Origin of the sequence: Pseudomonas jilinensis (genome assembly GCF_003586265.1) — a bacterium.
GTDB classification, from domain to species: Bacteria; Pseudomonadota; Gammaproteobacteria; order Pseudomonadales; family Pseudomonadaceae; genus Halopseudomonas; species Halopseudomonas phragmitis.
The window spans coordinates 170,390-181,538 of the sequence record NZ_QJSA01000005.1 but is presented as its reverse complement, the minus strand read 5'-3'; the positions used below and the strand labels follow the sequence as shown (position 1 = coordinate 181,538).

The following is an 11,149-nucleotide window of genomic DNA, read 5'->3' as shown; positions in this document are numbered from 1 at the left end:
GCATGATCGGTGGTGCAAAATATTTACTAGGGAAGGTCTGAAGTAGGCCGCTATTTCTGGCCGACTTCGGCCTTCGCCGATTTTGAAGACGGGCACCGGGTCAAAATCGACCAGATAGCTCGCTCATTTCGGTGCTTTCAGCCGTCGCGAGTAGCTCGCGGCAGCCATTTCCTGCATTACAGCCGCACCTCTCCTGCATTCGTCAGCAAATGTCGGCGGGCCATCCACAGGTTGGACAGGGCGATCAGCGTCACCAGTTGTGCGGTGTTCTTCACCAGCCCCCGGAAACGCATCTTGGTGTAGCCAAACTGCCGCTTGATCACGCGGAACGGGTGCTCAACCTTGGCACGCACCTGAGCCTTGGCCTTCTCGATCTTGCGCCTGGCCTTGTACAGGGCGCTGCGCTTGCTCAGCTTCTTGTAGGTGCTACGCCGCGCCGCGATCTGCCAGATGACCGCACGTCCATCATGCTCGGGCCGCTACTCCACTCCGGTATAACCGGCGTCGGCACAGACCACGTTCTCCTCGCCGTGCAGCAGTTGGTCGACGTGGGTGACATCGGCCATGTTGGCCGCCGTACCCACCACGCTATGCACCAAGACGGACTCGGCATCGGCACCGATGTGGACCTTCAGTCGGGTAAAGCAGGGGTGTTACCACTCCTGCCTCCCCTGAGAACCGTACTTGAGAGTCTCCCCTCATACGGCTCGAGCCTTCCAACAGCCTGAATACGACCGGGCTACCAGACGACGCGCTCTTCGGCGCTCAAGGTAAAACGTCCATGCCGGATCAAACGGGTTGCTGCGCCAGACGGAACAGGAGAGCCATGATGCAACTGAACCTAGGAGCCTGTAGGACTTAACTCGGCAAGGACCGCCAGGGCGGGATCAGGGAGTTTTTGGGTGCGAGGCTGTTCCGTTCAGGCATCCGAGTTGGTTGGCACGGCCCTGGGACGGTGTGTCAGCACACCCGAGCGACTGCTTGGGCAACCGCCGGGGCGTACTTTTTGGCCGTGTCACATCGCGCGCAGCACATGCAAGCGCTTGATGTTCTCCGCCGGCACCTCCATGCCATCGGGGATGGCGCTACGGTCGCTGCTCTCGGTCAGCGCCAGCAACTGCTGGACTTCCTGGCGTAACTGCGCCTCGATCTTGTTGGCGTGCGCCCAGGACAAGGCTTTGTGCTTACTGGCGTTGGCCTGGATCTTTGTGCCGTCGAGCGCAATATGACCCAGCTTGAGCAGCTTCATCTCGCGCGCCAGCATCAGCACCTGGACGAACAGCGACTCGACCTCTTTCAGGAAGCGCCGGCGGAACGTGGCCAGGGTGTCGTGATCAGGATGCGTGTTGGCCGCCACATAGCGAAACGCCACCGAGTCATAGGTCGCGCGTTCGATCTTGCGGCTGGAGTGCATGCCGTTGGCGTAGCCGTAGATCAGCAGCCCCAGGAGCACGGCCGAACCCCGGCCGGCGTACTGGCCGGTCAGCTCGCTCAGATCGAGTTGCTCGATGACCTCGACCACGAACCGTGCCAGGTGATCAGCCGGCAGCCATTCGTCCACCGAGGGCGACAGCAGGTACGCAGTGTCTCGGTCAGCGGGGACGAAACGGCTCATCGGCAAGGACTCTCAGTGGCAGGGCCCCGATTGTCACGAATACTTTCAACGCAAGGAAGAGTCAGAAAGTCCGACAGGCTCCTAGGGGCTGTTGACGTTTTGCGGCGGGGGCATTGAGGAAGAAGAGCAAACCCGCAGAATCGAGGTTCCTACACCAGTAACCCTGCGGGTTTGCAATGCCCCGATCGATGCTCAGTGACGAGCTTTGGTCGAAGATGGAAAAAATTCTGCTTCAACAAGCGTTTACCACAAGCCAGATCTACGGATGACGGTTGAGGGCATGCTCTACTTCAGACCATCCCTAGGCTTTATATGGGGTAGAAACTTAACTATCGATTGTCAGCATCGACCTTAGACCGCCACGAGATATCAATAGTCGTCAGCCAGTTCTTCTTGGGTTGCGAGACGTGCAGAGGTTTCAGCCTGAGGCTTAGACATCAACTTTTCGCGAATCATACCTTCCAGCTTGTCCATAGTAGGTTTGTTTTCCAACAGCCATTTCATGGTATTGGCCTTACCTTGGCCGATCTTGTTACCTTCGAAGGAGTACCAAGCGCCTGACTTTTCAACAAAGTTGTTAGCAACAGCGAGGTCAACGATCTCACCCGCCTTGCTAATACCCTGACCGTAAACGATCTGGAACTCTGCTTGCCTGAATGGAGCAGCAACTTTGTTCTTGACCACTTTCACACGGGTTTCGCTGCCCACCACTTCCTCGCCTTCCTTGACCGCGCCGGTACGACGGATGTCCAGGCGCACCGAGGCGTAGAACTTCAGGGCGTTACCGCCGGTGGTGGTTTCCGGGTTGCCAAACATTACACCGATCTTCATACGAATCTGGTTAATGAAGATACACATAGTATTGGAGTTCTTCAGGTTACCAGTGATCTTCCTCATCGCCTGCGACATCATTCGGGCGGCAAGACCTACATGGGAATCCCCGATTTCGCCTTCAATCTCAGCCTTCGGAACAAGAGCAGCAACAGAGTCAACGACAATAAGATTGACTGCCCCAGAACGCGTCAAGATGTCTACGATTTCAAGTGCCTGCTCACCAGTGTCAGGCTGTGAGCACAGGAGTTCGTCAATATTAACGCCGAGCTTGGCTGCGTAGATCGGATCAAGCGCGTGCTCAGCATCGACAAATGCACAAGTCAAACCTTGACGCTGCGCTTCAGCAATCACCGACAGCGTAAGCGTGGTTTTACCAGAAGACTCCGGCCCATAGATTTCAACGATACGGCCGCGCGGCAACCCACCCACCCCCAAGGCGATGTCCAAGCCGAGTGAGCCAGTCGATATAACATCTATATCCATAGTGCGGTCGGAGCCCAGCCGCATGATGGAACCCTTACCAAACTGCTTCTCAATTTGAGAAAGAGCCGCTTCTAACGCTTTGCTTTTTGCCTGATCCATTCTTGATGACCATTTAAATTAATAATTAATCGGGTCTTACTGATTAGCTTAGGGCGTTTCCCTAATGAGAAAGGGATACCTCCTAAGTGAACCTAAACTATGCCGCAGTGGCTAATACTGCATCCTGTACGCCGACGTGATGATCACCCATCTCGCCCTCGATCTCAGCCTTGGGTACCAGCGCTGCCACCGAGTCGACGATGATCACGTCGACCGCATTGGAGCGTACCAGCATGTCGGTGATTTCCAGCGCCTGCTCACCGGTATCGGGCTGCGAAACCAGCAGGTCGTCGACGTTGACGCCAAGCTTGCCGGCGTACTCGGGGTCCAGTGCGTGCTCGGCATCGACGAAGGCGCAGGTGGCGCCATGCTTCTGTGCCTGGGCAATGACCGACAGAGTCAGGGTGGTTTTACCGGAAGATTCCGGACCATAGATTTCAACGATCCGGCCCTTGGGCAGCCCACCAATACCGAGGGCGATATCCAGTCCCAGAGAACCGGTCGAGATGGCCGGAATGGCCTGGCGCTCATGGTCGCCCATGCGCATCACGGCGCCTTTGCCAAACTGACGTTCAATCTGACTCAAAGCCGCGGAAAGCGCCTTCTTTTTGTTCTCGTCCATTGTGCATCCTCTCTGGAGTGACGGGTGGTCGACGAATCAACTACTGTATATTTGGTCAGTATTATTCCATAGAAGACTGGCCTCGCCTACCCCTCTTTTCAGTTCAGAGTGCCAACGGCTTGGCAACCCGCTTCTCCAGCCCTTCCAGGGCCTTGAGCACGGTCTGGGCCCGCACTTCACGGCGATTGCCCTGCAGTCGTCGGCACTCGCTGTGCACCTCACCGCCGCGCACCGCCCAGGCAAACCATACAGTGCCTACCGGCTTTTGTGCCGAACCACCATCAGGCCCGGCAATACCGCTGACTGCCACCGCCAGATCGGCACCGGCGGCCTCCAGGGCGCCCTGAGCCATAGCCCGCACCACAGGCTCACTGACCGCACCGTGCTCGGCCAGGTCGGATTCGCTAACCCCCAGCAGACGCGCCTTGCTGGCGTTGGCGTAAGTAACGAACCCGGTTTCGAACCAGGCCGAGCTGCCGCTGACCCGGGTAATGGCCTCGGCGATGCCGCCGCCAGTACAGGACTCGGCGGTGGTTACCGTCAGCCCATGACGGCGCAGCGCATTGCCAAGCCGGGCAGCGGCGGTATCGATCAACGGATCGTAATGCGACATGTGTTCTCCTTGAGCGGGTTTGCGTAGACTATCGGGCTGTTTTCATTCGACTGACCAGGGACTTTCATGAGCCGCGCCGAGAAATCCGCCAGCCATACGCCAATGATGCAACAATATTTCAGCATCAAACAGCAGCATCCGGATCAGCTGCTGTTCTACCGCATGGGCGATTTCTACGAACTGTTCTATGACGATGCGAAAAAGGCCGCGCGCCTGCTCGACATCACTCTGACCGCCCGCGGCCAGTCCGGTGGCCAGCCGATTCCCATGGCCGGCATTCCGTTTCATGCCGCCGAGGGCTATCTGGCCAAACTGGTCAAGCTTGGCGAGTCTGTCGCGATCTGTGAGCAGGTTGGCGACCCAGCCACCAGCAAGGGCCCGGTCGAGCGCCAGGTGGCGCGAATCATCACGCCCGGCACGGTCAGCGATGAAGCCCTGCTCGATGAGCGCCGTGACAACCTGCTGGCCGCCCTGCTCGGCAGCGAGCGCGGCTTCGGCCTGGCCACTCTGGACATCAACAGCGGGCGCTTCTGCGTCATGGAGCTCAAGGGCTGGGAAACCCTGCTCGGCGAACTCGAACGCCTGGCTCCGGCTGAGTTGCTAATCCCCGATGACTGGGAAGCCAACACCCCGATCGAGCGCCGCCGGGCGGTACGTCGCCGGGCCCCCTGGGAGTTCGACCGCGACAGCGCCTTCAAGGCCCTGACCCAGCAATTCGGCACCAAGGATCTGGTCGGCTTTGACTGTCAGGATCTGACCCTGGGCCTGGGTGCAGCCGGTGCCCTGCTCGGTTATGCCAAGGAAACCCAGCGTACCGCTCTGCCGCACATTCGCGCGCTTAGCCAGGAGCGGTTCGAGGATAGCGTGGTGATCGACAGCGCCAGTCGGCGCAATCTGGAGATCGACAGCAACCTCTCGGGCGGGCGCGACAACACCCTGCTCGATGTGCTCGACCACACCGCCACCGCTATGGGCAGCCGCCTGCTGGCACGCTGGCTGAACCGCCCGCTGCGCGACATGCGCATACTCACGGCGCGTCAGGACAGCATCGCCGGCCTGCTCGACCAGCACTACCACGAAGATATTCGACCGATCCTCAAAGGTATTGGCGACATTGAGCGTATTCTCGCCCGTGTCGCTTTGCGCTCAGCCCGGCCACGTGATCTGGCCCGGCTACGCGACGCTCTGGCTACCCTGCCGCAACTGCAGGAGGCGCTGGCGCCGCTGGAAATTGCGCACCTGCGGGCATTGGCCGCACAGGTCAGCACCTACCCGGAACTGGCCGAACTGCTGGCGCGTGCGGTGATCGACAACCCACCGGCGGTAATCCGTGACGGCGGCGTCATCGCCCCAGGCTTTGATGCCGAACTGGACGAGCTGCAAAACATCAGCGAAAACGCCGGCCAGTACCTGATCGATCTGGAAACCCGCGAACGCGAACGTACCGGCTTGTCGACCCTGAAGGTCGGCTACAACCGCGTACATGGCTATTTTATTGAACTATCACGCGGCCAGGCCGATCAGGCGCCGATCGATTACCAGCGTCGTCAGACCCTCAAGGGGGCCGAGCGCTTCATCACCCCGGAGCTGAAAGAGTTTGAAGACAAGGCACTGTCGGCCCGCAGCCGGGCTCTGGCACGGGAAAAACAGCTCTATGACGAGTTGCTCGATCGCCTCAATGAGGATCTGGCCAGCCTGCAGGACAGCGCCGCCAGCCTGGCCGAACTCGACGTGCTGGCAACCCTGGCCGAGCGCGCCAGCAGCCTGGACTACTGCCGCCCGCGGTTTGTCGATGATAACCAGGTTGTCATTGAGGGCGGCCGGCATCCGGTGGTCGAGCAGGTACTGGACACCCCGTTCGTGGCCAATGACCTGAACCTGGACCCTGAAACCCGCATGCTGATCATTACCGGCCCGAACATGGGCGGTAAATCGACCTACATGCGCCAGACCGCCCTGATCGTTCTGCTCGCCCATATCGGCGCCTATGTCCCGGCCAGCCGGGTTGAGCTGTCCTGTGTCGACCGCATCTTCACCCGGATTGGCTCCAGCGACGACCTGGCCGGTGGCCGTTCTACCTTCATGGTCGAAATGAGCGAGACCGCCAACATTCTCAACAACGCCACCGAGGCCAGCCTTGTATTGATGGACGAAGTAGGTCGCGGCACCAGCACCTTCGACGGCCTGTCGCTGGCCTGGTCAGCCGCCGAGTATCTGGCCCGGGTACGCGCCTTTACCCTGTTTGCCACTCACTATTTCGAGCTCACTGCGCTGGCCGACACCGACCCCGGCGTTGCCAACGTGCACCTCAATGCCACCGAGCACAACGAGCGCATCGTCTTTTTGCACAACGTCCAGCCCGGGCCAGCCAGTCAGAGTTACGGTCTGCAGGTAGCACAACTGGCCGGGGTGCCACGTCCGGTGATTGAACGTGCGCGCCAACACCTGCATCAGCTTGAGCAGCAAAGCCTTGCACAACACGCCGGTACGCCAGGCCGGGCAGCCGAGCAGCCACTGCAAAACGATCTGTTCGCCAGCGCCCCCCACCCTTTGGTGGAGGCCCTGCAACAGCTCAAGCCTGACGATCTCAGCCCTCGTCAGGCCCTGGAACTGCTATACCAATGGAAAGCGGAACTGTCGTGATCTTTCGAGAAATGATAGTCATTTTCATTGAAGCCCCAATGAATGGCGCTGTGCGGTAGCAAAACCCCGCCAGCGTCTGTACCAGCCGATAAAAACTGCTAGACTACGCGCCACGTTTTGCGACCGCCTGATTCTGATGGAGAGCCACCATGACCTTTGTTGTTACCGACAACTGCATCAAGTGCAAGTACACCGATTGCGTTGAGGTCTGCCCTGTCGATTGCTTCTACGAAGGCCCCAACTTCCTGGTGATCCACCCGGACGAGTGTATCGATTGCGCCCTGTGCGAGCCTGAGTGCCCGGCCAATGCGATTTTCTCCGAAGACGAAGTGCCAGAAGATCAGCAGGAGTTTATCGAACTGAACGCTGAGCTGGCGGACGTCTGGCCGAACATCACCGAGAAGAAGGATGCGCTGGCCGACGCTGAAGAGTGGGATGGTGTGCCGGACAAGCTGCAGTATCTGGAGCGCTAAGCGCCAGCAGCAAACCGCGAAAAAGGCCGACCCTGTGTCGGTCTTTTTATGTCCGCCCAGGGCAAATTTCAGGCAAAAAAAAGGGGCGGGATAAACCCGCCCACTCTTTATTCCCTATGTGCTATCCGTGTCCCGTCATCCTGACGTCGTCATCCTGATCATCCCTAGTTCAGCTCCCTGCCGAACAGCGTTGTCCCTAACGCATGGGCACATAATATCGCGTTACGACTCCCGCACAAGCCCATGAATAAGACATATTCTCAACCACAACAAACAATAAACCTTTAAAAAACAGCATGTTACTAAAAAAACTAAAGATATTTCCTCTCAGCACGCACAACACGCAGCAACGTTGACTTACAACGCATGTAGGCAATGTCTTACATTCTGAAAACAACCGCCTCAACCGATCTCAGTTCGTGGCCAGCTCAACCCGGTTACGCCCGGCGGACTTGCCGCGATAAAGCGCCTCATCGGCACGGGCAATGCTGTTGTTGAGCGGTTCTCCGGCCTGATGCGTGCTGATCCCGATACTGACCGACAATGGACACGCAAGGCCAGTGCCCGCCTGCTCCACCGCCTGCCGGACCCGCTCGGCTATGGTGCGCGCACTTTCCAGATCACTACCGGGCAATACCGCCAGAAACTCTTCGCCACCCCAGCGCGCTACAGTGTCCTGCTCACGCACACAGGCCTTGATCGCACGACTGACCGCCTGCAACACCAGGTCGCCGGCCTCATGTCCGTGTTGATCATTGATCGCCTTGAAATGATCGACATCCAGCAACAGCAAGGCTGTGGTCCCAAATTCCGCACCCTCAGCCTGGGACCGCTCCAGAAGGTTGATCACATAACGGCGATTGTAGAGCCCTGTCAGAGCGTCCGTCGCGGCCATCCGGCGCAGATGGCGATCAGCCCGGGTAACCGTACCGACGTAAAACACCGACAGATAGCTGAACATCAGAAATACTACGCTCAGATTGAACAGATGGACCCACAACAGCGCCGCAGGACTGATTGGCTGCAAGGGCTCGACAAAGCGCATCAGAAGATCCAGTGCGACATAGAAGGCCCAGAGCCCGAGCACGCCATACCAGGCATGACGCGTGGTACGCATGCCGGCAAACAGGGCAGGAATGAACATCAGCAGAAAATAGTGGAAACCACTGTCCCAGCCGATCAGTAGGCTGCCCAGGGCCGCATGCACAGTAACCTCGATCCAGATCAGCGCTACCGCCAGCCGGTTGCGCCTGGCCTTGAGCGCCCAAATGGCGGTCGCATACATCGCAATACTGATGATATTGATCCAGGCCAGGATCGGTGAGCCCAACAGCAGAAAAAGCACAAAAAAGGCCGCGTCAATCGAGCCAGCCCATATGCAACACAGCCGAGTCATCTTCCAGAACTGCCCACGCGGGGCGCTTTGCCGCTCAAACACCGGGGTCACATCAGCCATGTATCGGTTTCCAGTAAAGGCAGGGACGCTAAGAAAGACGTTGCATAGCCAAATCAGGCTACAGAGCCTACCCCGGCATCATTGTGCCACCGAGTGTAGCCCAGCACCGACTCACGGACAGTATCTCCAGCAACAAAAAACCCGGTACCTTACGGTACCGGGTTTTCGGAGCGTCTGAGCGACGGACTGCTTACATCATGCCGCCCATGCCACCCATACCACCCATGCCGCCCATGTCCGGCATGGCCGGCTTCTCTTCCGGCAGCTCGGCAACCATGGCCTCGGTGGTGATCATCAGGCTGGCAACCGAAGCAGCAGCCTGCAGAGCACTACGGGTAACCTTGGCCGGATCGAGAATACCCATCTCGATCATGTCGCCGTACTCACCAGTCGCAGCGTTGTAACCGAAGTTACCTTCGCCGGACTTGACCTTCTGCAGAACCACAGCAGCTTCTTCACCGGCGTTGGTGACGATCTGGCGCAGCGGCGCTTCGACCGCACGACGCAGCAGCTTGATGCCGACGTTCTGGTCTTCGTTGTCACCCTTCAGGCCTTCAATGGCAGCCAGGGTTCGAACCAGAGCCACGCCACCACCAGGTACTACGCCTTCTTCAACAGCGGCGCGAGTAGCGTGCAGCGCGTCTTCAACGCGATGCTTCTTCTCTTTCATTTCCACTTCGGTGGCTGCGCCAACCTTGATTACCGCAACACCGCCAGCCAGCTTGGCCAGACGCTCTTGCAGTTTTTCACGGTCGTAGTCGGAAGTGGTTTCTTCGACCTGCTTGCGGATCTGGGCCACACGGGCTTCGATATCCACTTGGGCGCCGGCGCCGTCGATCACGGTCGAGTTGTCCTTGTTGATCTGAACGCGCTTGGCTTGACCCAGGTGCTCCAGAGCAGCGCTCTCCAGGCTCAGGCCAACTTCTTCGCTGATTACGGTACCGCCGGTGAGGATGGCGATATCCTGCAGCATGGCCTTGCGGCGATCACCAAAGCCCGGGGCCTTGACCGCAGCAACCTTGACGATACCGCGCATATTGTTGACTACCAGAGTAGCCAAGGCTTCGCCTTCTACATCCTCAGCTACGATCATCAGCGGACGACCAGCCTTGGCAACGGCTTCCAGAACCGGCAGCAGTTCGCGGATGTTGGAGATTTTCTTGTCAACCAGCAGCAGGTACGGGTTATCCAGCTCGGCGGACATGGTTTCCGGCTTGTTGACGAAGTAGGGAGACAGGTAACCACGATCGAACTGCATGCCCTCAACCACCGACAGCTCGTTCTCCAGACCAGAACCTTCCTCAACAGTGATCACGCCTTCCTTGCCGACGCGATCCATAGCTTCGGCGATGATGCTGCCGATCGAATCGTCGGAGTTGGCGGAAATGGTGCCTACCTGGGCGATGGCCTTGGAGTCTTCACAGGGCTTGGCCAGGTTCTTGAGTTCGGCGACGATGGCGGCAGTGGCCTTGTCGATGCCACGCTTGAGGTCCATCGGGTTCATACCGGCAGCAACGGCTTTCAAGCCTTCGGTCACGATGGCCTGAGCCAGAACGGTCGCAGTGGTAGTACCGTCACCGGCGTCGTCATTGGCGCGAGAGGCAACGTCCTTGACCAGTTGCGCACCCATGTTCTCGAACTTGTCTTTCAGCTCGATTTCCTTGGCGACTGAAACACCGTCTTTGGTGATCAGCGGCGCGCCGAAGCTGCGCTCGATCAGTACGTTGCGACCTTTCGGGCCCAGGGTAGCCTTGACCGCGTTGGCCAGGGTGTTGACGCCGTCAAGCATCTTGTTGCGGGCGGAAATACCAAATTTAACTTCTTTAGCAGCCATGTTTGCTTTCCTTCAATGAATTCGTTGGGGATCTGCCAGCCAGTGCTCAGCCTTCCAGCACGCCGTAGATTTCGGACTCGCTCATCATCAGCAGCTCTTCGCCATCGATCTTGATGGTGCTGCTGCCGGAATAGGGGCCGAAAACCACTTTGTCGCCCTCTTTGACGGCCAGCGGACGTACGTCACCGTTGTCCAGCAGACGCCCGGTACCCACAGCTATCACCACACCGGTATTCGGTTTTTCTGCGGCAGAGCCCGGCAGAACGATACCGCCAGCGGTTTTGGTCTCTTCTTCGCTGCGACGAACGACTACGCGATCGTGTAACGGACGGATTTTCATCGTTGTGAGTCTCCCAATTTGAATGTCATTGGCCGGTAGACCGGCACTTCACGTTAAAAAACCAGACCTTGCGGCCTGAAGGACGGACCTCTGTTGCAGAGTCGCGTCACTGTCCTGCTGCCCGCCGTGGCGGGCTC

The 11,149-nt window shown here is 58.6% G+C and carries 7 protein-coding genes and 4 pseudogenes; 3 read left to right on the top strand and 8 right to left on the bottom strand.

The window, feature by feature from the left end; translation table 11 throughout:
- Window positions 1-176: 176 nt before the first annotated feature.
- Window positions 177-635: pseudogene (locus C2846_RS07410) on the bottom strand (transposase); the annotation flags it as partial.
- A 383-nt stretch (window positions 636-1,018) separates the two neighbouring features.
- A pseudogene (locus C2846_RS07405) lies at window positions 1,019-1,615 on the bottom strand (IS1182 family transposase); the annotation flags it as partial.
- Between the two features lie 176 nt (window positions 1,616-1,791).
- Here C2846_RS07405 and C2846_RS07400 point away from each other — a divergent pair.
- Window positions 1,792-1,931: pseudogene (locus C2846_RS07400) on the top strand (IS5/IS1182 family transposase); the annotation flags it as partial.
- A 53-nt stretch (window positions 1,932-1,984) separates the two neighbouring features.
- Here the strand turns inward: C2846_RS07400 and recA are convergent.
- The 3 genes and pseudogenes from recA to C2846_RS07385 form a co-directional block, all read right to left on the bottom strand.
- Window positions 1,985-3,031, bottom strand: a complete 1,047-nt coding sequence (gene recA, locus C2846_RS07395; RefSeq protein ID WP_019395734.1) for a recombinase RecA — start codon at window positions 3,029-3,031, stop codon at window positions 1,985-1,987.
- A gap of 103 nt (window positions 3,032-3,134) precedes the next feature.
- A pseudogene (locus C2846_RS07390) lies at window positions 3,135-3,653 on the bottom strand (ATPase domain-containing protein); the annotation flags it as partial.
- Window positions 3,654-3,756: 103 nt separating this feature from the next.
- Window positions 3,757-4,266: a CinA family protein gene (locus C2846_RS07385; RefSeq protein ID WP_095623900.1), complete on the bottom strand. Its 510-nt coding sequence runs from the start codon at window positions 4,264-4,266 to the stop codon at window positions 3,757-3,759.
- Window positions 4,267-4,332: 66 nt separating this feature from the next.
- On the opposite strand from C2846_RS07385, the gene mutS reads away from it, so the two are divergent.
- Together mutS and fdxA are read left to right on the top strand one after the other, a co-directional pair.
- A complete protein-coding gene (gene mutS / locus C2846_RS07380) occupies window positions 4,333-6,909 on the top strand; it encodes a DNA mismatch repair protein MutS (RefSeq protein WP_240638165.1) in 2,577 nt (858 codons plus the stop codon).
- Between the two features lie 149 nt (window positions 6,910-7,058).
- Window positions 7,059-7,382, top strand: coding sequence for a ferredoxin FdxA (fdxA, locus tag C2846_RS07375; RefSeq protein ID WP_080051492.1), 324 nt, complete (start codon window positions 7,059-7,061; stop codon window positions 7,380-7,382).
- Window positions 7,383-7,794: 412 nt separating this feature from the next.
- Here fdxA and C2846_RS07370 read toward each other — a convergent pair whose 3' ends face one another.
- The 3 genes from C2846_RS07370 to C2846_RS07360 form a co-directional block, all read right to left on the bottom strand.
- Entirely contained in the window at window positions 7,795-8,838 is a 1,044-nt protein-coding gene (locus tag C2846_RS07370; protein WP_080051493.1) for a GGDEF domain-containing protein, read from the bottom strand.
- A 190-nt stretch (window positions 8,839-9,028) separates the two neighbouring features.
- Window positions 9,029-10,672 (bottom strand): chaperonin GroEL, encoded by a 1,644-nt coding sequence (gene groL, locus C2846_RS07365; RefSeq protein ID WP_119701118.1) that lies wholly within the window; start codon window positions 10,670-10,672, stop codon window positions 9,029-9,031.
- Window positions 10,673-10,718: 46 nt separating this feature from the next.
- Window positions 10,719-11,012 carry a co-chaperone GroES gene (locus tag C2846_RS07360; RefSeq protein WP_095623903.1) on the bottom strand — a complete coding sequence of 98 codons (294 nt, stop codon included), beginning with the start codon at window positions 11,010-11,012 and terminating at the stop codon, window positions 10,719-10,721.
- Window positions 11,013-11,149: the final 137 nt, after the last annotated feature.

What these genes read in the sequence shown, in the direction of transcription:
- recA (WP_019395734.1), bottom strand. Translation starts at nt 3,031, where the DNA reads ATGGATCAGGCAAAAAGCAAAGCGTTAGAAGCGGCTCTTTCTCAAATT.
- C2846_RS07385 (WP_095623900.1), bottom strand. Translation starts at nt 4,266, where the DNA reads ATGTCGCATTACGATCCGTTGATCGATACCGCCGCTGCCCGGCTTGGC.
- mutS (WP_240638165.1), top strand. Translation starts at nt 4,333, where the DNA reads ATGAGCCGCGCCGAGAAATCCGCCAGCCATACGCCAATGATGCAACAA.
- fdxA (WP_080051492.1), top strand. Translation starts at nt 7,059, where the DNA reads ATGACCTTTGTTGTTACCGACAACTGCATCAAGTGCAAGTACACCGAT.
- C2846_RS07370 (WP_080051493.1), bottom strand. Translation starts at nt 8,838, where the DNA reads ATGGCTGATGTGACCCCGGTGTTTGAGCGGCAAAGCGCCCCGCGTGGG.
- groL (WP_119701118.1), bottom strand. Translation starts at nt 10,672, where the DNA reads ATGGCTGCTAAAGAAGTTAAATTTGGTATTTCCGCCCGCAACAAGATG.
- C2846_RS07360 (WP_095623903.1), bottom strand. Translation starts at nt 11,012, where the DNA reads ATGAAAATCCGTCCGTTACACGATCGCGTAGTCGTTCGTCGCAGCGAA.